The organism is Pseudocolwellia sp. AS88, from assembly GCF_030551755.1.
GTDB lineage: Bacteria > Pseudomonadota > Gammaproteobacteria > Enterobacterales > Alteromonadaceae > Pseudocolwellia.
Genome location: NZ_JAUPEC010000038.1, coordinates 1 through 21,702, shown reverse-complemented (window position 1 = coordinate 21,702; position 21,702 = coordinate 1). Strand labels below are relative to the sequence as shown.

The 21,702-nt window shown below is 33.1% G+C and carries 19 protein-coding genes and 1 pseudogene; 18 read left to right on the top strand and 2 right to left on the bottom strand.

Features of this window, described 5'->3' with window-relative positions:
- Positions 1-173 precede the first annotated feature (173 nt).
- The gene (sppA, locus tag Q5N69_RS17795; RefSeq protein ID WP_304370437.1) at positions 174-2,030 is read right to left on the bottom strand and encodes a signal peptide peptidase SppA; all 1,857 of its coding nucleotides are present in this window, start codon (positions 2,028-2,030) and stop codon (positions 174-176) included.
- A 322-nt stretch (positions 2,031-2,352) separates the two neighbouring features.
- Here sppA and Q5N69_RS17790 point away from each other — a divergent pair, with 322 nt between their 5' ends.
- Positions 2,353-2,631, top strand: coding sequence for a PqqD family protein (locus Q5N69_RS17790; protein WP_304370436.1), 279 nt, complete (start codon positions 2,353-2,355; stop codon positions 2,629-2,631).
- A 33-nt stretch (positions 2,632-2,664) separates the two neighbouring features.
- Entirely contained in the window at positions 2,665-3,150 is a 486-nt protein-coding gene (locus Q5N69_RS17785; protein WP_304370435.1) for a lasso peptide biosynthesis B2 protein, read from the top strand.
- A 31-nt stretch (positions 3,151-3,181) separates the two neighbouring features.
- On the opposite strand, the gene Q5N69_RS17780 is transcribed toward Q5N69_RS17785, so the two are convergent.
- Positions 3,182-5,143 (bottom strand): asparagine synthase-related protein, encoded by a 1,962-nt coding sequence (locus Q5N69_RS17780; protein WP_304370434.1) that lies wholly within the window; start codon positions 5,141-5,143, stop codon positions 3,182-3,184.
- 429 nt (positions 5,144-5,572) lie between these two features.
- Here Q5N69_RS17780 and Q5N69_RS17775 point away from each other — a divergent pair, with 429 nt between their 5' ends.
- The 16 genes and pseudogenes from Q5N69_RS17775 to Q5N69_RS17700 form a co-directional block, all read left to right on the top strand.
- Entirely contained in the window at positions 5,573-6,184 is a 612-nt protein-coding gene (locus Q5N69_RS17775; RefSeq protein WP_304370433.1) for a hypothetical protein, read from the top strand.
- Positions 6,185-6,211: 27 nt separating this feature from the next.
- On the top strand, positions 6,212-6,373 hold the full coding sequence (locus Q5N69_RS17770; protein ID WP_304370432.1) for a lasso RiPP family leader peptide-containing protein: 162 nt from the start codon (positions 6,212-6,214) through the stop codon (positions 6,371-6,373).
- A 55-nt stretch (positions 6,374-6,428) separates the two neighbouring features.
- Complete coding sequence (locus tag Q5N69_RS17765; protein ID WP_304370431.1) at positions 6,429-7,433, top strand: hypothetical protein; 1,005 nt, start codon at positions 6,429-6,431, stop codon at positions 7,431-7,433.
- 124 nt (positions 7,434-7,557) lie between these two features.
- Positions 7,558-8,964 carry an undecaprenyl-phosphate glucose phosphotransferase gene (locus Q5N69_RS17760; RefSeq protein ID WP_304370430.1) on the top strand — a complete coding sequence of 469 codons (1,407 nt, stop codon included), beginning with the start codon at positions 7,558-7,560 and terminating at the stop codon, positions 8,962-8,964.
- Positions 8,965-10,162: 1,198 nt separating this feature from the next.
- Positions 10,163-11,515 (top strand): UDP-glucose/GDP-mannose dehydrogenase family protein, encoded by a 1,353-nt coding sequence (locus Q5N69_RS17755; RefSeq protein WP_304370429.1) that lies wholly within the window; start codon positions 10,163-10,165, stop codon positions 11,513-11,515.
- An 8-nt stretch (positions 11,516-11,523) separates the two neighbouring features.
- On the top strand, positions 11,524-12,612 hold the full coding sequence (locus tag Q5N69_RS17750) for a nucleotidyltransferase family protein (protein WP_304370428.1): 1,089 nt from the start codon (positions 11,524-11,526) through the stop codon (positions 12,610-12,612).
- Positions 12,609-13,817, top strand: a complete 1,209-nt coding sequence (locus Q5N69_RS17745) for a DUF6369 family protein (RefSeq protein WP_342866488.1) — start codon at positions 12,609-12,611, stop codon at positions 13,815-13,817. Before Q5N69_RS17750 ends, Q5N69_RS17745 begins: the two co-directional genes overlap by 4 nt.
- A complete protein-coding gene (locus Q5N69_RS17740) occupies positions 13,814-15,181 on the top strand; it encodes a hypothetical protein (RefSeq protein ID WP_304370427.1) in 1,368 nt (455 codons plus the stop codon). The genes Q5N69_RS17745 and Q5N69_RS17740 overlap by 4 nt, the downstream gene beginning before the upstream one ends.
- Positions 15,178-16,332, top strand: coding sequence for a polysaccharide pyruvyl transferase family protein (locus Q5N69_RS17735; protein WP_304370426.1), 1,155 nt, complete (start codon positions 15,178-15,180; stop codon positions 16,330-16,332). Before Q5N69_RS17740 ends, Q5N69_RS17735 begins: the two co-directional genes overlap by 4 nt.
- Positions 16,319-16,873: an acyltransferase gene (locus Q5N69_RS17730; protein WP_304370425.1), complete on the top strand. Its 555-nt coding sequence runs from the start codon at positions 16,319-16,321 to the stop codon at positions 16,871-16,873. The genes Q5N69_RS17735 and Q5N69_RS17730 overlap by 14 nt, the downstream gene beginning before the upstream one ends.
- Positions 16,870-17,847 carry a glycosyltransferase gene (locus Q5N69_RS17725; RefSeq protein WP_304370424.1) on the top strand — a complete coding sequence of 326 codons (978 nt, stop codon included), beginning with the start codon at positions 16,870-16,872 and terminating at the stop codon, positions 17,845-17,847. The genes Q5N69_RS17730 and Q5N69_RS17725 overlap by 4 nt, the downstream gene beginning before the upstream one ends.
- Positions 17,844-18,305: a hypothetical protein gene (locus Q5N69_RS17720; RefSeq protein WP_304370423.1), complete on the top strand. Its 462-nt coding sequence runs from the start codon at positions 17,844-17,846 to the stop codon at positions 18,303-18,305. The genes Q5N69_RS17725 and Q5N69_RS17720 overlap by 4 nt, the downstream gene beginning before the upstream one ends.
- On the top strand, positions 18,302-18,781 hold the full coding sequence (locus Q5N69_RS17715; protein ID WP_304370422.1) for a glycosyltransferase: 480 nt from the start codon (positions 18,302-18,304) through the stop codon (positions 18,779-18,781). Before Q5N69_RS17720 ends, Q5N69_RS17715 begins: the two co-directional genes overlap by 4 nt.
- Positions 18,782-19,579 carry a polysaccharide lyase gene (locus tag Q5N69_RS17710; RefSeq protein WP_304370421.1) on the top strand — a complete coding sequence of 266 codons (798 nt, stop codon included), beginning with the start codon at positions 18,782-18,784 and terminating at the stop codon, positions 19,577-19,579. It abuts the gene before it with no gap.
- A gap of 23 nt (positions 19,580-19,602) precedes the next feature.
- Positions 19,603-21,060 (top strand): mannose-1-phosphate guanylyltransferase/mannose-6-phosphate isomerase, encoded by a 1,458-nt coding sequence (locus Q5N69_RS17705; RefSeq protein ID WP_304370420.1) that lies wholly within the window; start codon positions 19,603-19,605, stop codon positions 21,058-21,060.
- A gap of 1 nt (position 21,061) precedes the next feature.
- Positions 21,062-21,702 (top strand): annotated as a pseudogene (locus tag Q5N69_RS17700) (phosphomannomutase); the annotation flags it as partial.

Here is a 21,702-nt window from a genome sequence, read left to right as displayed (position 1 = left end):
GTGTACGTTTAGTGGGTGTCTTGTTTGGCTTGCACATAATAAGTCCTAAATGTGTAAACACATTTCAGGACGAGACAGTAGAAACACAAAAGCCCGATTATTAACTTTAATCGGGCTTTTTTAATACTGTATTTTTTATTTAAGCAGAATGAGCTCAGAAAACAGCAAACGGCTTATTGAACATCACAACTCATACACAAGGTATAAATGTTCTTAGGATCATTAAGGTAAGTTAACGACTCAAGTTCACCTTTAAGTTCAGCCATAGCTTTCTCAATCGGGCTAAGCTCAAAAACAGACTCAGGTAAAAAAGCACTCGCTTGGCCAAATACATTCTTTAAAAATAAATCTGTTGGCGATAACTGCTTTTCAATTAAAATGGTACCGTAATCTTCCATATCCGCTAACTCAGCTGCAGAAACAATTGCGTCTTCTAAACCGCCTAGTTCATCAACTAAACCTAATTCTTTAGCTTTAGCGCCCGACCAAACTCTGCCTTGAGCAATAGAGTCTACTTCAGTGGTTGTCATATTTCTGTTATCAGCTACCAGAGTAATAAAGTCTTGATAACCTTTATTAACATTCATTTGAATAATTTGAGCAATGCCATTAGAAATTGGACGAGTAGGGGTAAATCCCGCAAACTCAGTTGTGCCAACACCATCAGTGTAAACACCTAATTTGCTTAAGGCATTTTCAAAAGTCATCATTAAACCGTAAATGCCAATAGAACCTGTAATCGTTGTTGGTGCGGCATAAATTTTATCAGCCGATGCTGAAATCCAATAACCACCAGACGCAGCATAAGTACCCATTGAAGCAACAACAGGTTTACCTGCTTGCTTAAGTAATTCAACTTCTTGTCTAATAATTTCAGAAGCAAAAGCACTACCACCAGGGCTATCAACGCGTAAAACTACAGCTTTAATACTGTCATCTTCACGTGCGTCTCTTAATAAACGAGCTGTGCTATCGCCACCAATAATGCCAGGGTCTTGCGAACCATTTAAAATAGTTCCTTTAGCAACAACAACCGCAACATTATTTGAAAAGGTATGATGAATAGGGAAATCTAGGTTTAACAATGATAAGTAGTCGCGAAAGCGAACCGACTCGTAAGTGTCATCGCCTTCATCAACGCCTAACATTTCATTTAATGCCTGCTCAACTTGATTGCGAGTTTTTAAAGAATCAACCCAGCCATTATCTAAAGCATACTTAGCCAAATCGCCATTTACCGCTTCAAGCTTAGCTACTAAAGCGTCTGCAGTTTCATCAAAGTTAGTCATTTTAAAACCACGTTGTTCAGCAACGTCAGCTTTATATTTGCTCCATAAATCATTTAACCAAAGTTGATTAGATTCTTTAGCTTGCTCCGACATATCATCACGTATGTAAGGTTCAACTGCCGACTTATAAGTACCCACTCTGAATATATGAGGAGTAATGGCAAGCTTTTCGATAGCCGATTTGTAATAAAGCTGATAACGACCATAACCGTCTAACACTAACCAACCGTTGGGATCTAACCAAATTTCGTCAGCATAACTGGCTAAGTAATATTGATCTTGTGTGAAGTTCTCACCAATTGCAGTAACAGGCTTGCCAGACTCTTTAAACTTATCAATGGCTTGTGCAATAATATTAACTTTGGTTAAACCTGCGCTGCCCATTCGGTCTAGTTTCAACACCAAAGAACTAATTCTTTTGTCAGAAGCGGCAGATTCAATAACTTTTAAAATATCTGCAAGAAGAATTTCTGGAGGTTGGTCGTTGTTGCTCAAAGCTTCGTTCATAAAAGCTTGCATAGGATCAACTTGTTTCTTTTGCTCAACAATATCGCCACTAATATCTAAAATTAGCGCTGAATTTTTTTCTACAATAATCATTTCGTTATCGTTACTGATAGAAACAAAAAAGATAATAATTAAACCGAAAAACAAGAGGTTAATAACAATTTTGCGGCACACATTAATGGCATTGAACATACCGAATAACACACGTTTGAACAAGTTTGGTTTTTCACCCATAAATTTTACTTCTTTATTTTCTTATAATTTTTAAATGATATTAGCTCTATGCTACTCAAAATCAGCCTGTTTATGTAGATTCAATTGTAAATAAATATAAATTATTTCAGAAGCTGAGTAAATAGTATACAAGTTGCTAAATTCACTCTTTAAAATTTGTAATATTAAGCTCTGGTTAACGAATACTGTCGTTGCACTGTATTCACAAACTTAGCATAATAGGCATTCTCAAAGTTACTTGGTTTATAGGGTAGGCTTACAAATTAATAAGCCGAATAGATAAACTTTATTTTCCGTAAATTCGTATATTAAGGATCTCCAATTGCTTGCACAAACCAATAAATACCAATTAGTTAGTAACGTTCTTTTTCAAAAGGTTGATGACGAAACGGTAATTTTAGAACCAGAAAACGGCAATTATTTTACTTTAGATCCAGTAGGCACTTTCATGATTGAAAACTTACAAGAAGGTAAAAGTGTTGGGCAAGTCATAGAGTTGATGAATACCAAATACGAAGTAAGTGTTGAACAAGTAACTACTGATTTAACTGAGCTTGTTAGCAATATGCTAGCTCAAAACCTTATGGTTGAAGCAAACTAACATTTAATCTTTTATTATTGGTACTCAAATAACGTGAGCAATAGCACAAGCAAAATAAGTAAGCTTTTCTCATTGTCGTTTAATGAGTACAAGATATTGCTAAAGTCTTGGATACTTTATGCTAAATGGGATTGGCGTGTATCTAAGCAAAGTTATAAAAAGTGGCAAAAGCATGTTGTTAGTCAAACTGCTTCAACTGAATTAGAAACAAATACCTTAGCCAATTCTAACGACGCCAATAAAATCCTAGCAATAATAAACTTAAATGAAATGGCAGGGCGTAATCATTACAAACACATGAACTGCTTACGAAGATGCTTGTCTCAAAAAGAACTGTTAAATAGCTTTAACATAGAAACAAAATTACACTTAGGTGTAAAATTTGTGGATGGAAAACTAGCGGCTCATTCGTGGTTATCAAGTAATAATCAGATCATTAACGACTCAGCAGAAGTTATCTCAACCTACAAAGAACTTAAAACCTCAAACGATCAAAGTACCTTAGCGTTATTAAAATAAATAACGCTACAAGTAAACAAACCAAACATATCTAAACACAATGAGTTTGATACCAAGACTGAGTTAAAATCGCATACAACATATCTACATTTAAATGGCGATTAGGATTACGTACTAACTCATCAAACTCACTTAATAACACTTCATTATCTAATAAATCCAAATCATGCAATCCAGTGTGACTTAGCAATTCTCGTAATTCATCTTCATTACTTCTAACCAGGTTAGCAAAATGATGATCAAATACCGTTTTGTGTTTATTCCACACAACCGACTCAGGTAAATAATCTTCCATGGTTTTTCTTAACAACCATTTAGGATAGCTACCTTGAATCAACATTTTGTCAGGAATAGCAAAACTAAACTCAACAACATCAACATCAAAAAATGGATGTCGAACATCAATGCCATATTCATTCGCTACTTTTTGGTAAGAGCGCATAGAATTATAAGTAGAGGTGGTTTTTAAAGAATGAAATCTTGCATGTTTAGCAGGTTCAAAAGTTTTGCTAAACGGATTACTAATACTCTGGTTAAAAGCGTCTTCATCTAAATGGCTTAAAGCTTCTTCAGTTAACCAAGCGGAAGTAGGGTTGTCAGTTTCGTTAATTCTTGGTTTGTTTAAGGCTAAACGAAGTAAATTTTGCAAACTATTAGGAATTAAAGGCTTCACAAAAAGCTTCATCAAAGAACCCGTAACAGGCTCGTTAAGTTCAGCACAGGCTTTAACTACTTCATTAATAACGCCAACTTCACCTTTATATAAGCGAGATCGATAAGTGGAGCTGTGACCCCAACAAATTTCGTCGCCACCATTACCTGTTAATAAGGTAGTAGCGCCTAACTGTTGAATTAACGAAAGCTCTTCATGATATTTAGGCGATAAAACAATGCCTGGGTTATCAAAGTCAGTAGGGTAGAGTTGGCCAAAGTTAATCTCATCAAACTTATCTAATTCTACAAAATGAGAATGCGATAAATTTAACTTCTTGATCATATCGTTAATGTTATCCATTTCATTACAGCTTTCAGTATTTTTATAACTATGAGAAAGCGTATGCAGTGCTTGATCTGATTTTTGCGTTTCTATATTAGCTAACGCAGTAATAGAGGTAGAATCCATGCCACCACTCATTTGGCAGAAAACAGGCGAAGCCGATGTTTGAGCAGATGTAAGATTCTTTGTAGAAGTGTTTAGTCGATTAAAAACACTGTTCGAAAGCACATCATAAAAATGCTGCTTATATTCGTCAGTAGTTTTATAACGAATAGATTTATCCGCATATATATCCCAAAACTTAGAAACCGTAACTTTATTATTACGCCAAATTAATTGATGACCACAAGGCAAACGCTTAATTTCATTGTACATAGAAATATTAGGATCAGGTCTACCAGACAACCATTGCACAACGGCTTGTTTATTTACTGTAAGCGTTAAACTTGGATGACCAGCTAAAACTTTAGCATCAGACGCTATATAAAATTCATCATTAATCTGCATATAAAATAATGAACGACCACTAAAAGCATCTAGCGCAGCATGCAATTCGTCTTTATTCTTATCCCACAATATATAGCTAAAGTTACCTTTTAAGTATTTTGGTAAATCATCTTTATATTGCGCATATAAATTTTCAAATAATTCATCAGAATATAAATCTAATTCACTGTCGGATTTTTTTACACTAGAGGTTATCTCTATTTTTTCAGACAAAAGTTGTTCTTTATTGTCAATTCTATAGTTACCTACAAAATTAATATTGTTGTTTTTGTGGCTATCGTTTAAATAAGTTTTTGTAGTTAATTGATCAATATTTATTGAGTGATCAGATGTTTTTGAGTAGTAAGAAAAACAATACGAATGGTGTTTTACATCAATAAGTTCATTGTTTTCAAAGGAAAAATAATTTACTGAAGTGATGTTTCTAATATTATGTTGAAACTTTTCTTTTCTTATTAGAGAACTAAATGCGACGAATAAATTATCCATAAAACTGAAAATCCCAAGTAATATAAAGGCTTATAGGTGAATTTAATTATTCTATAACGTGAATTTATAGAAGTTATAGCCTGTAAAAATTGTGTGTATCATTCCTACATTAAAGATAATTTGCAACATTAATGTAATGAATAGTGTTTAAAATTATCTGAGTAAATGTATAATCCGCAGCAAATAATACGAAACAAGAATTAATATAACTGCTTTGTTCGTTTTATATGCATAAATAGGTTGGGTTACATTGCAAAGATTTATCTAATTTTAACCACTGTCTGTATTTTTTACAATTTACTGTGAATTTAGTGTTTAGGATGATTGCTCTAGCTTAAGTTGTTGAAATATAATGCACAAACATAGTTGGCTCGATTGTTGTATATGCTAATGTAACGTAAATACACATCCCTCTTAAGGAGAAGATAAATGTTAAAAAAATTATTAGTTGGTTCAGTTTTATTATCTGCTAGTTTAGCTTCACAAGCTGGTATTATCAGTGTTATTGATGGCGCAGACATGGCTGGCATCGAAGTTACTGCTTCTTTTGCTGACGGCTCACAAGAGTTAGTTACTTGGTCTGCTACAGATGCTACATCTGGCAGCGTAGTTGGTTCTGATTGGTCTTTATCATTAAGTGGTGAAACTTTCGGCGATTACGATGGTAGTACTAATACACTATTCGGTGAGTGGGTTTTAGTTAACAACACAGCTTCAGGTTTAACTAACTTGTTAATTAATGCTGGTCTAGTTGATGTATATTTCGATATTGAAGAAACTATCGAATATACAGATGGCTCAGAAGCTGGTCGTCCATTTGTTTCAAGTGATGACGTAGGTACAACTGCTTCATTTACAGATGTATACAGCGCTCCAGATTTATTTGGAACATTAAATATTGCTTGGGAAAGTTCTTTAGCTGCAGGCGCAAGCTACTCTTTCTTAACTGATACTGATAAAGCAGTAGTTTCTGAACCAGCAACAGCTTTAGTATTTCTTACGGGTTTATTAGCTTTAGTTAATTTCCGTAGAAAATCTTAATTAACTCATATCAAGGAAGCAAATAATATGAAATCAATTAAAGAAAATAACGAAAACAACCAAAAATTAGCTTATACAAAACCTGTATTAACTAATGCTGGTAATCTTGCTGAACTTACCCAAGGTTTTTCTGGTAGCATTCCAGATGAGCAAGGTGGTCACACTAAACGTAATCCTTTCCAAGGTTAATTATGTTTTTTATAAAGCCTATAAATAGTTATAGGCTTTATAACTTCAATTACAAATGAATCTCTTATATAAAATCCCTTTGCATGGTATTGCTTGCAAGCCTTTTTTTGATCTTAAAAATCATGAAATTAAGCACAGCATAAATATCAATTTCAGCGAGCTAAACCTAAATACTTTCAATAACAGTATTAAAGAAAAAGCACCTGATTGGATCATGGAAGACAAAGGCGAACGTTACCAATCAATTGTTAGCTTAACAATTAATCAAAATAAACAAGATCCCTCAGCATCAACTCAATATGTACTTAAAATTGATTGCCAAGGTAAAGGTTTATTCACAATAAACAAAAATAACATTGATGTTAGCTGGAATGATCAAGGAACAGACTCTGCACATTATTTTCAAACTATTGGTTTAGCCTTATGGCTAGAACTAAATAATATACTTTGTATACATGCCAATGCGTTAGCTTATAAAGAGCATGCCATTGCTTTTGTAGCACCTAGCCGAACAGGTAAAACAACACTTACCGCAGAGCTATGTAAGTTAGAATTTGCTGTAATGACAGATGATATGATGGCGTTACATCAAGAAGATAAAGATTATATTATATATCCAAGTTGGCCAGTTGCACGTATGTGGCCAGAAACGTTAGAGATAATTGATAATCAAAATAATGATGAATTAGTGAAAGTTCATGAAAGTTTTGCTAAAAAAATTATTAATATTAATAAAAGCAATGGTTTTGATTTTTGTAATCAACCAAAAAAACTCAAAACTATTTATATCTTAAATAGAGTTGAACAAATTAATAAAAATAATGATAATATTTCAAATGTTTGTAATATTACTACAATATCATCAGCTGAAGCGGTTATATTATTAATTCAAAATAGTATATTAGGCAGTGCTTATAAAGCATTGTCGTTAGAACAACAACGTTTTTTTAAGCTGACTGAATTAGTTAAAAACTTAAAGGTGAAAAAGATCACATACTTAAGTGGAAAGCAATATTTATCAGAAGTTAGACAAACAATTATTAATGATTTAGAGAGCTAGATCTCTAAATATTTTTTTGAAAAAAAACAATTTAATTATCATTTTTAAATTGATTTTAGTATACAATAAAATAACTTTAATTAGTTGTTTTATGGAAATCTAGTTTAATGGAATATGTAGTAATATGATCAATAATAATAACGGTATGATTAAGAACAACATTAACGTATTTGCTGTTGTTTACCGAATAATAGATCTAGCAGTAATACACCTCATGTTGATCGTAGCTTTATATGGCTATTCTGTTCCTTATACTAAAGAATATTTTGAACTATCTCTGATTGCCTCTATTGGTTTTTTCTTAACGGCTGAATCTTTTGCCTTGTATCGTTCATGGCGTGCTGGTTTTTTCAATGAACTCATGTTTTATACCTTTATTTCATGGGCATTTGCTGCAATTTTAGTGATCACTTATATGTTCTTCACTAAACAATCAGCGGACTTTTCACGTATTGCTTCATTTATTTGGTTTTTAGCTACTTTTTTATCCCTTATTACATGGCGTTTTCTCTTCAATCGATTTTTAGCAAAAATCCGAAGAAAAGGCATGAACACTCGCAGTGTAGCTATTATAGGTATAACGAAATCGGGTCAACGCTTAGCGCAACAAATATTAGACAACCCAGATACTGGCTTTCGTTTAACAGCTATATTTGATGATCGAATTCCTGAAAGAATAGATGCGACTTACCATGCTTGGCTTGAAGGCGATATTAAAGAAGGTGTTGAACGCGCCAAAAACAACGAGTTTGATGTTGTTTATATTGCACTTCCTATGATCGCTGAAGAACGAATTAAGCATATTCTTCAACTGTTAGGCGATACAACAGCAAACGTACAACTTGTACCAGACTTATTTGTTTATACCTTAATGAATGCTTCCATGTCACACATAGGTAATATCCAAACCATCAGTGTTTACGATAATCCTATGCGTGGTGGTAACGCAGCACTCAAACGTTTTGAAGATATCGCATTCTCTCTAGTTATTCTTACCCTTATTTCAATACCTTTACTCTTTATTGCTATCGCAGTAAAAGTTACATCTAAAGGGCCTGTTATATTTAAGCAGAATCGCTATGGCCTTGATGGTAAAAAAATCAAAGTTTATAAATTCCGCTCAATGACAGTTACCGAAAACTCAGACGTAGTAACTCAAGCGACAAAAGGCGATGCTCGTATAACACCATTAGGTGCTTTTTTACGTAGAACATCACTTGATGAATTACCGCAATTTATAAATGTATTGCAAGGCAGAATGTCAGTAGTTGGTCCTCGTCCTCATGCTGTAGCCCATAACGAATCTTACCGTAAAGAAGTTGACTACTACATGCTTCGCCACAAAGTACGCCCAGGAATTACTGGCTGGGCACAAGTTAACGGATGGCGTGGTGAAACCGACACCATAGACAAAATGGAAATGCGTATAAAATACGATCTTGAATACATACGTAACTGGACATTGTGGCTTGATGTGAAAATTATTGTAGGTACAGTATTTAAATCATTTAACGATAAAAACGCATATTAGAAACAACAAAAAAGGTTTTAGGTTTATCCCTAATTAGAAAAATTAGCGGAATTCGCTGACAGATTTAACCTTTGAGGTGTTTAACCCTTAAATGTTTTATCACTGCTCGGTGAAACGCGAAGCGCCTCAGTTTACTCTGTGGTTAAAAAGGTTTTAGGTTTATCCCTAATTAGAGAAAATTAGCAGAATTCGCTGACAGGTTTAATCTTTGAGGTGTTTACCCCTTAAATGTTTTATCACTGCTCGGTGAAACGCGAAGCGCCTCGGTGTACCCTGTGGTGAAAAAGGTTTTGGGTTTATCCCTAATTAGAGAAATTAGCGGAATTCGCTGACAGGTTTGATCTTTGAGGTGTTTAACCCTTAAATGTTTTATCACTGCTCGGTGAAACGCGAAGCGCCTCGGTGTACTCTGTGGTGAAAAAGGTTTTATGGTTTATCCCTAATTAGAGAAATTAGTGGAATTCGCTGACAGGTTTAACCTTTGAGGTGTTTAATCCTTAAAGGTTTTATCACTGCTCGGTGAAGCGCGAAGCGCCTCAGTATACTTTGTGGTGAAAAGGTTTTGGGTTTATCCCTAATTAGAGAAAATTAGCAGAATTCGCTGACAGGTTTGATCTTTGAGGTGTTTAACCCTTAAATGTTTTATCACTGCTCGGTGAAGCGCCTAGGTGTACTCTGTGGTGAAAAGGTTTTATGGTTTATTCCCTAATTAGAGAAATTAGAGAAATTAGCGGAATTCGCTGACAGGTTTAATCTTTGAGGTGTTTAACCCTTAAATGTTTTATCACTTCTCAGTGAAGCGCGAAGCGCCTCGGTGTACTCTGTGGTGAAAAAGGTTTTGGGTTTATCCCTAATTCGAAAAATTAGTGTAATTCGCTGACAGGTATAATCTTTGAGGTGTTAACCCTTAAATGTTTTATTACTACTCGGTGAAGCGCGAAGCGCCTCAGTTTACTCTGTGGTTAAAAAGGTTTTAGGTTTATCCCTAATTAGAGAAAATTAGCAGAATTCGCTGACAGGTTTAATATTTGAGGTGTTTACCCCTTAAGTGTTTTATCACTGCTCGGTCAAGCGCGAAGCGCCTCGGTGTACTCTGTGGTGAAAAGATTTTGGGTTTATCCCTAATTAGAGAAAATTAGCGGAATTCGCTGACAAGTTTAATGACTTAAATTGAATACTTTAAGGAAATAAGAAGAAAATGAAAGTTACTTTTTACGGAATAGGCTACGTAGGCCTAGTACAAGCAGCAGTTTTAGCTGATGCAGGACACGACGTTTGTTGTGTAGACATAGATCAAAATAAAATTGATGATCTTAAAAAAGGAATTATACCAATTTACGAACCAGGCCTTACGCCATTGGTTGAAAGTAACTATGCAGGAGGGCGTTTAATTTTTACAACTGATGCTGAATTTGGCGCAAACTACGGTGAACTACAATTTATCGCGGTAGGTACTCCTCCAGATGAAGATGGCTCAGCTGATTTAAAATACGTACTTAAAGTAGCAGAAACTATCGCTACCTACATGACATCTCCTAAAGTGATTATCGACAAATCAACAGTACCTGTTGGCACAGCTGACAAAGTATCTGCTCAAGTAGAGAAAGTATTAAATTCTAGATTTGAACAAGGCAAAGCACCAACGTTCTCAGTTGTGTCTAATCCTGAATTTTTAAAAGAAGGTTCTGCCGTTGCCGATTGTAAACGACCAGATCGTATTGTAATTGGTACAGACTCAACAGAAGCTGAAGAGTTAATGCGTGAGTTATACGAACCTTTTAACCGTAACCATGAAAAAATCATTGTTATGGACATCAAATCAGCTGAATTAACTAAATACGCAGCTAACTGTATGTTAGCCACAAAAATCAGCTTCATGAACGAAATGGCTAACATCGCAGAACGTGTTGGTGCAGATATTGAAAACGTTCGTCATGGAATAGGTTCAGACCCACGTATTGGTTATCAATTTATCTATCCAGGTTGTGGTTATGGTGGTTCATGTTTCCCTAAAGACGTACAAGCACTTGTAAGAACAGCTGACGGTATTGGCTACGAGTCGCAAATACTTAAAGCGGTTGAAGCAGTTAACTATGCGCAAAAGAACAAACTATTTGAATACATCTCTAAACATTATGGTTTAGCTGAAAACCCAGATGCGATAAAAGGTAAAACTTTTGCATTATGGGGCTTATCATTTAAACCAAACACAGACGACATGCGCGAAGCACCAAGCTTAGTATTAATGGATGCGCTTTGGAAAGCTGGAGCGAAAGTTCAAGCATACGATCCAGAAGCAATGGAAGAAACGCAACGCATTTGTGGCAACCGCGCAGATTTAAGTTTAATGGGAACTAAAGAATCAGCTCTTAAAGGTGCTGATGCATTAGTTGTTTGTACAGAATGGCAAAACTTCAAAGCTCCAGATTTTAATACAGTTAAAGACGAACTAAGCGAAGCAGTAGTTTTTGATGGTCGTAATTTATTTGAACCAGCACGTATGAAAGCTAAAGGTTTTGATTACTGGTCTATTGGGCGATTGGCTCAATAGCTAATTCAATGTTTGATTATAAATATACAAAAAATAAAGGTTCTGGATATTTCGAATTGCTTCGCCTAGCAAGTGGTTCTGATATTTGTACTTATTCAATATCTGATAAAAAACGTATTATTAGTCTTTATACTGATTTATTTGTATATCAAGAATTACATCAAAGATTAGTACCATTACTTAGATCTAAGGCTAAAAACATTAATATATTTGAGGATTTAGATCCGAGTATTCAAATGTTTTTAACGATTCAAACTAATAAGGGTATAGTTACTGAGCTATCTAAAAAAATACAATTAAATCAAATGATTGATGAGTTTTCTAAGGCTGGTGTTTCTATGATTCTTTTGAAAGGGGCCGCTTTTTCTTCTTTACTTTATTCTGCACAGGCACCAAGAACCTCTAATGACATCGATATACTTGTTAAAGAAGAACATTGGGAAAAGGCTGTAAGTATATTGAGCAGTTTTATGAAGTATAAAGAGAAAGAATGCCCTGGTACTTTTGGTGATTTATATGAAATTTCGTTTCTTTCTAATAATATCAAAGGTGTTACTGTTGATTTACATAAATCGTTAATTCACCCTCATCTATTTAATTTTAATAATGACTTCTTATGGGCTGATAGTGAAGAGGCCGTATTATATAAAAATCCACTTATTAGAGTTTTATCACCTGAATATTCTTTGATACATCAAGCATTACATGCTTATAAAGATATGGATTTTGCAAAATATAATTTAGTAGATAGTCACAGGTTGATATCTAAATTTACAATTGATGATATAAAACTAATTAATATAGCAAATGATTTAGGAGCAAAAGTCCCCTTATATATCATGCTTTATAATTGTAAGTTTATTATGGGTACACAAATTAATGATGATTTACTTCAAGTTCTAAAACCAAGTGTGGTAAAGCTGATATTATGTAAATATGTACTTAGATCTAGATACAATCAACCGATTAATAGCATTAAATCGATACGATATAGACTGATTCAGCTTCTTTCAGTTTTTCTCTATACTTCTTCCTCATCACGTTCACTGAGTCTTTTAATCTTATTTATTAGAACATATATTAAGGCGAGAAAATGATTTTTTTTATATTTTTTAGTTTATTCATGTGGTTAGGTTTTCTCTCATATTATAAGCCTAATAAATACTGCTTTATTCTTGTACTTTCAATACTTTTATATCCTTCATCGACATCTTTTAGTTTTATGAATGTCTTCGAGGGCGTGTTCTTTTATGATTCTATTATTATTGGTGTGCTAATCGCACATTTCTTTAAAATAAGAACCCATGAAGTTAATTTTAGGCTCAATTTTGATAAAAAAATAATATTGATTCTTGGTGTATATTTTGTTTATTTTTTATCAGCGTTATATTCATCTGTTCAATTTAAGTATTTATTGAAAGATTTAAGGCCAGTAATACTTATTTTTGAATGCTACATTATTTATAAGCTTGTAGTAATTAGGACAGATTCCTGGAATATAAAAAGTATAAATAAACTCGTCATAATTGTAGGAGTACTTTCAATAATAAAGTTGACTTATTTCCAAATAAGCCTTTCACATATTAATGATGATTTCTACAGTGATAATAGTTACAGGTATTTGGATGCAGGTACATATTTTTGTGTCGCTTATCTACTGGCTATCTTTTGTAATAAATTCACAATCAGATTAAAAGAAAACTCAGCTTATCTTGCAATTATATGTTCAGTGATTTGTATAATGGTTGCAAATTCACGATTTATAATTATTTCAATGGTTTTAATAATTCTTTTATTCAATTATAAAAGCATCAAAAAAACTATAGCTTATTTAGTCTCTGCTTGTTTTCTTGTTTCTGCATTTATTTTGTATAGTTATTATTCAGGTTCAATACGTGTTTTAGATGCATTTGAGGCTGAAGCATTAATATACCAAATAACTACTAGATATGAACCTGCATTGAATATGATTGATTCTTTCTCCATTAATGAATTTATATTTGGTACAGGTATAGGAAAACCTTTTTATATTCCTTGGTTTAGTTATAGGGATTTAGATCCATACAACATAAATATCGACTCAGGATACTTTACCTTTTATTGTAAGTTTGGATTTATCTCTTTGTTTGTTACTTACTGCTTTCTGAGTTTTTTCAAGTTCAATAACAAGGGGCAAAGTTTACCACCGCTTTTCTGGTTCATGTGCTGTATCTTTATAGTTTCAGCCACACCGTATCAAATTTATGCAATTGGAATATTTTTGGGCTATATAATTACATTACAAATGGCGGAGAAAAAGTGATTCATATTTTAAAGAAAATCTTAATGAATGGCTTTGGATCAATTAGTCTGAAAATTAGTAGTGTATTGCTCAATATTTATGTGGCACGAACTGCAAATATGGATGTTTTTAGTCTTTATGCTATTTTAACTTCTAGTATTGTATTATTCGGTACAACATATCTAAATGTGTTATCCCAATTATGCTCATCTAACAAGGAAAAGAATAATTCACTGTTATACCCCTCAATATTCACTCTTTGCTACTTATTATTAATATGTCTGTTTTTTCATTTTTTTTATGAGGGAAATACTAAATATATACTTTGCGCTGTTTTAATTGGTATCGCCTTGTCTGCACCTTTGTTGGGTGAACTATATAAAAAAGGAAAACACAAACTTTATGCATTATTTTGTACTCTGTCTTTTATCTTTTTTATTTTCACTTTATTGATTGATTACTTTCTACTTTCATCTGACATTTATCATTATATCCTTTTATATTCTATACCCTACTTTACGCTTTTAATATCACTTATTTGTTATTTTTTAATAAGAAAAAAAGAGCGTAAAACGACTCTTAATAATTGTATATTTAATTTTGCAGAATTAGGTAGATTTACATCGCAAGGAATCTATTTGTTATGCGCTTCAGCATTAGTCCCTCTGTGTTTTTGGATTATCTATAATGTCCTAAATGAAAAATTAGGAACGTATACAATAGCGATGTTTGTAACAATTATGCAATGGAGTTGGATTATTTCTCAATTCTCTGTAGTTGCAGGAAATGTTCTTATATCTCAAGTTAATACTAAAGATAATAACTTCCCGTATATATCATTTCTGAATATATATTCTGCTTGGTTACCTGCTTCATGTGTCATTGGATTTCTGATGTCAGTACATGAAGCACACCTTATAGTTTTTGGTAATGAATACTATGATTCGAGCATGCTATTATCTTATTTTATAGTTTTATCGGTATCAATTTTGAACGCCTTTAAATCGTTTATTTACAGAGTCATAATTGGTGAAAATAAAAATTACCTAAGCTTGATTAGTAACGGTATTTGGCTTCTACTATTTGTTGGGGGAGTCTACTTTATTGAGAATTTATCTTTATTGGGCTTTGCTTTACTATATTTAATATCATCACTCCTTTCATTTATAGTCATGTTGCCTGTTTATTTAAAACATAAACTTTTTTCCTCTTCAGAAGTTTTTTTTAGTAAAACGTCATTATATTTGTTTAGTTTTTCAATTGTCTGTTTTTTGAATGGTTATTTCATCGATTCAATCAATATTAGGCTAACAGTCTTCGTTATTATGTCTATAAGTCTGTTATTTAGTTTTTATCAAAATATTAAAAAAGGAATGTCGTTGTGAGTATAAAAGTTTACATCAGGGGGGCTTATGGTCCTGGTAATTTAGGAGATGATGTTTTACTAGTTTGTATGGTTAATATTATTAAAGAGGTTGTAGAGCCAAAGAATATTTACGTTGGTGTCGAAGATGTTGTATTAGCCGAAAAACTGCAGCTAGGTGTTAAAGTAATCCATTATAAGATTCCCATGCAGGTTGATGCTGTAGTTTATGGTGGAGGTGGTCAGTTTTTTTCTTTTAAAAATAGCCAAAAAGCTTATGAAAAAGAAAGTTTTTTTTCTAGGCTTTCTTATTTTATTTCACAAAATAGAAATCCATATTATGCGATTAAAAGATTAATATATTCAAAAGATAAGGCAGTTATAGAAAATTTAATAAAGACTAAGCATGTTGCATCTTTCTCCATCGGTATTGGCCCATTTGAATCTGAAGGTAAAGGTTTTCAGAGGTTAAAGAAGTTCTCTTCAATTGCTGATTTTGTATCATTAAGGGATAAAAAAAGCCATGATTTGTATAAAAATTTTTTTCCAAATAAAGATTTACCACTATTAACTACAGATCCATCTTTCAATAGTAATGATTGGTTTACGAAAGAAGGCTCAACTATTAATGAAAATTTATATGAATATACATATATTATTAGAGAGTGGCCTTATTCTGAAACTGGGCGATTAATGATTTCTAACATGATCGAAAGTTGTAGGAATAAGCATAAAGCGGGTATTAGAGTAAGACTAGTAGCATTGTTTAAAGAATACGATAAAAATATTATTCAAGAAAATGACGATTTAGAATGGTTAGTTTACGATTTAAATAAATCAAGTATGTCTTATTTTTTAGGCTGTTTAGTAGACGGTTCTAAATATATTATTAGCGCAAGAGCACATGGTGTTTGGCTACCAACCATTTTAGGGAAACCAGTTTTATCTATTGGTATAGAGAATAAACTTGAACAAGTCGCTATTTCTTTAGGCAAAGGAACTTGTTTATCATCATCTACTACTTTAGCAGGCTTAGAAATAGATATTACTAAATATATCAATGAATATGATGATTTAGCCAACAATATACCCAACGAAGTGAAAGGAAACAGAGATACTGCTATCAAAGCAAGAGAGGCTCTTAAGGATTGGCTAAAGCATGTTGAAAAATAAATTTATAAAAATTAGTATTAAAAAATTAATTGTTAGATTACATAACTATATCCTTACTTTATGTTTCTTTTTTAAGTTGAGGGCCCATTATCTGAATTTGTTCTCAAATAATAACATTTGTTTAACTTCAACAGTCCATTCAGGTGTTTTTTTATTTGACTTTGCTAATTTAAAGATAGGTAGTGGAACAACTATAAATCAAGGGTGTTATATAGATAATCGCTGCGGTGTTAATATAGGTGATAATGTAAATATTTCACATGATTGTAAAATATATTCTCAAGGGCATGATATTAATAAGTGTGGGGCGCCACTACTAAATCGAACTGTAAACATTAATGATAATGTTTGGCTCTTCCCAAATGTAACTATTATGCCAGGTGTAACTATTGGGAAGGGAGCCATTATATTTCCTAACTCAGTAGTGACCAAAGATATACCTGATTTTCATGTATTTGGAGGTAATCCAGCAAAATTTATTAAAATACACGACCCTGAAATAACATGGACAATAAATAATAGGATTCACTTTTCAAAATGAGCATAAATAATAAGGTTATTATAGGCTGGGGAACAGGTATTCGAAGATCTGTTAGTTTATCTACTGAAACCTCTATGACCGATATACAGGTAAAATATATATTTAAAAACAAATACTTAAAGCCCATGAATTATATTGTAAATTTCTTTAAAACTGTATTGTTACTAGCTAAACATCAGCCTAAATTAGTGGTTGTAGTTGTACCGCCAACTCTGATTTTATATTCAGTCTTTTTATATAAGTTTTTATTTAATCATAAATGTAAAATAGTACTTGATTGTCATAATGGAGTTTTAAGATCTGAATGGAAACATATCCCTTTTGTTTCTTATTTATTTAAGAAAAGCGATAAAGTCCTCAGCCATAATGCTAGAGTCAAAGAGGATATAGATTCTGCCTTTGGTGTAGTTAGTTATGTTCTTGGAGATCCACTTATTGTTTACAACGGGAACATAAATAATCCCAGTGAAACATCTTTATATTTGAATGATAAAATAAATGTTTTAGTACCGGTTAGTTATGCTAAAGATGAACCTATAAATGAGATTATTAACGCTGCTGCTATTTTAAATAAAACCCATAATTTCATAATGACTGGCCGTTATACGAAGCTTTTCAAAGAAAATTCCGTCTTTGATGGAGTTTCCTTTACAGGCTTTATATCAGAGGAAGTGTATGTAAGTTTATTAAGGCAGTGCGATGTTGTTTTATGTTTAACAACTGACGACAAGATTCAAATGTGTGCGTTAATTGAAGCTGTAAGTATGAATAAAAATGCTGTTTGTTCTGATAACACGGTAAATAATGATATATTTTCTGATTATAGGCCTACCTTTACCCGTTTAGATGAAGAGAGTATCTCTGCATCTGTAATGAGTTGTATTTCTAATAGTTTGAATACAGCTGAAAAAATTGATTTTAATGTTAAATATACAAAAAAATGGAAGCAAGACTCAAAAGAGGTATTTTCATGATTAAAAAGCTGAAGTTATTAGCTATAGCATCAGAAGGAGGTCATTTAGTTCAACTTAATAGATTAGATGATTTATTTAAATTATATGACACTTCGATTATATCTACTAATAAAGACTATATAGCACCTAATCACTTTATATCACAATATACAACTTATGATATTAATCAAGATAGCGGTGTTTTAGCTAAATTAAAAAATGTAATTAGAACAACATATTTACTTTATAAAATAAAGCCAGATGTTGTTATATCAACAGGAGCATTACCTGGTTTAGTTTGTATTGTTATTGCAAAAATATTATTTCGTAAAAAAACAATATGGGTAGATAGTATTGCAAATGCAGATGAGTTATCAAAATCTGGTAAAGCAGCAAAAAAATTTACCGATATTTGGTTAACTCAATGGCCAGAATTAAGTAAGAAAGAAGGTCCTGAGTATATAGGAAGCATTATATGATTTTTTTGACTATTGGAACTCAGTTAACTTTTGACCGACTTATTATTGCTATGGATGAGTGGGCAGGCAACAACCCTCATGTTGAAGTTTTTGCACAAATTGGCAATACATCATTTAAACCTAATAATATGAAGTTTAGTAATTATATTAACCCACAAGACTTTACAAGTTTAATGTGTAGAACTGAACTTATTGTTTCTCATGCAGGTATGGGGACCATAATATCTTCATTAATAGCACAAAAACCAATAATTGTTATGGCACGAGATTCAGATTTAGGTGAACACCGTAACCAACATCAAAAATCAACAGCTAGAAAGTTCTCAGAATTGGATGGTTGTAATGCATGTTTTGATAAAACTGGACTATTTAATTTACTTGATAACCGAGGAGGATTTAAATCAGGAGTTATTAACAATAAAAATCAGTCATTCTCACTTGCAATAGCTCGTAAAATTCAGGCTCTAATCGAATAAATGATTTATCGCCTTTTAATAACTATTGTCATCTTGACTAGTGCCTGTAAAAGCCCTAGAGGTGATCAACTTTTATCCATTGACTTTGAAGAGTCTTTTGATAAATATCAATATTTTAAATTATCCGAATTAGTTGAAATTAAAACTACTGATTCACCCATTAATAATAAGGCACTCAGGGTAACTTATGTAGCATACCCTAAAGGTAGTAGAAGAGTATCATCTAGAATCAAGCTAGCTTCTAAAGTTCAATCCGCTACTTTATCTTTTGATGTCTGCTTTGAAAACGACTTTCAATGGGTTAAAGGTGGAAAGCTACATGGATTAGCACCAGATAACCCTGTAACTGGTGGTAATAAAAGGAAACCAATCGGTTGGAGTGCTCGTATATTATTTAAAGAAGATGGTATGTTACAAAATTATTTATATGATCAAAATTATGATTTGACTTATGGATTTGGTAGTAAAAGCAAAAAAAAGATCTTAAAAAAAGGTACATGGCATACAATAACAATGCAACTCCGTCTTAACAATAAAGATAAGAATGATGGGTTCTCCATTATATATGTCGATGGAATCAGAGTAGTTGAAAATACGGATATTAGTTTTCGCTCTAATTTCACAAAACAAAGTTCTATATCTGAATTTCTATTTTCTACTTTTCATGGAGGGAATTCAGAAATTTTCGCTCCTAAAAATATTAACGGATATGTCAATGTGCATGCTTGGTTTGATAATATTAAAGTTATCAGAGGTATAAATATGCCTCAAAAAACAACTACTCTGTTTAGTTGTTAAGTTAAAAAAAAGGATATTTAAAAATGATTTTACCAGTAATTATGGCGGGTGGCTCTGGCACACGTTTATGGCCACTTTCTCGTAGTAACTACCCAAAACAGTTTTTAGCTTTAGGTTGTGGTAATGATCATAGCCAAACTATGCTGCAACAAACCATTTCTCGTTTAAATGGTTTAGGTAATGCGCCATGTATGCTTATTTGTAACGAAGAGCATCGCTTTATCGCTGCTGAACAAGTAAGAACATTAGGTGCTCAGCACGGTGGTATATTTCTAGAACCTGTAGGCCGTAATACGGCTCCTGCTATTGCTTTAGCGGCAATTCATGCTTTAGAAACAGCTAAAGATGGTGAAGACCCTGTATTATTAGTATTAGCTGCTGATCACGTAATTAGTGACGAAGCTGCTTTTCAAACGTCTGTTAAACAAGCTTATGAACATGCTAAAAATGATAAATTAGTTACTTTTGGTATTGTAGCTAATAGCCCTGAAACGGGTTATGGCTATATTAAACGTGGTGGTGCAGTTAATGCTACTAAAGGTGATGACGCTTATTTAGTCAGTAGCTTTGTTGAGAAGCCTGATTTAGAAACAGCTAAAGGCTATGTTGATTCTGGTGAGTATTACTGGAACAGCGGTATGTTCATGTTTAAGGCAAGCCAATACGTTGATGTACTTAAAAAACATAACCCTGCAATTTACGATGCTTGTGTTAAAGCAATGCAAGTGCAAAACCAAGATATGGATTTTGTACGTGTAGATAAAGACGCATTTATGGCTTGTCCTGACGATTCAATCGATTATGCAGTAATGGAGCCTTTATGTGCTGAAAATAATTCAGACGTAGTTGTGGTTCCTATGGACGCGGGTTGGAATGATGTTGGTGGTTTTGCTGCATTATTAGAGGTTTCTAACCAAGATGCAAACGGTAATGCTTTTACGGGTGATGTTGAGTCTGTTAATACTCAAAACACTTTAGTTATTAGTGAAGATAAATTAGTAACAACGGTTGGTGTTAAAGACTTAGTGGTTATAAACACTAAAGATGCGGTTTTAGTTGCTCATAAAGATGAAGCACAACACGTTAAAACTATTGTTAACAAGTTAAAAGCTAATAATCGTACTGAAGCGACTATTCATCGTGAAGTATATCGCCCTTGGGGTAAATACGATTCAGTTGATAGCGGTGAACGTTTCCAAGTTAAACGTATTACTGTTAAACCAGGTGCCAAATTGTCGGTACAAATGCATCATCATCGTGCTGAACATTGGATTGTAGTTTCGGGTATGGCTCGTGTAACGATTGATGAAACAGAGCAATATGTTTCAGAAAATCAATCTGTGTATATTCCTATTACTGCAGTTCACGCGTTAGAAAACCCAGGTAAAGTTGATTTAGAGCTTATTGAAGTTCAGTCAGGTTCTTACTTAGGTGAAGACGACATTGTACGCTTTGAAGACCGTTACGGCAGAGTAAAATAATATGAGCACATTACAAGCAAATATAGTTTTAGACAATAGCGGTATTGCCTTTGGTACAAGTGGCGCACGTGGTTTGGTAGAGCAATTTACCCCTGACGTTTGTGCTGCATTTTCTTTAGCTTTTATTGATACGTTAAAATGGCAATTTACTTTTGACCGTTTAGCTATTGCTATTGATAATCGCCCAAGTAGCTATGCTATGGCTCAAGCTTGTAGTGCCGCTTTAAAGCAGCAGGGCATTGAGATAATTTATTATGGTGTTATTCCTACTCCTGCTTTAGCTTATGCCGCGATGGTAAGAAACATTCCTTGTATTATGGTTACCGGTAGTCACATTCCATTTGATCGTAATGGTTTAAAGTTTTACCGACCTGATGGTGAAATTAGTAAAAGCGATGAGTTATCTATTTTAAAAAGTGAAGCGAATTTTACTCCGTTAGATGTTTTAGAAGAGTTAGAAGTTAGTAGCGTAGCTGCTGAAGAATATGTGCTTCGTTATTCTTCGTTATTTGATAAGCCTTTCTTGCAAGGTAAACATATTGGTATTTACGAGCATTCAAGTGCTGGTAGAGACTTATATCAAGCCTTGTTTGAAGAATTAGGTGCTAAGGTTACTTCTCTAGAACGTAGCGATCATTTTGT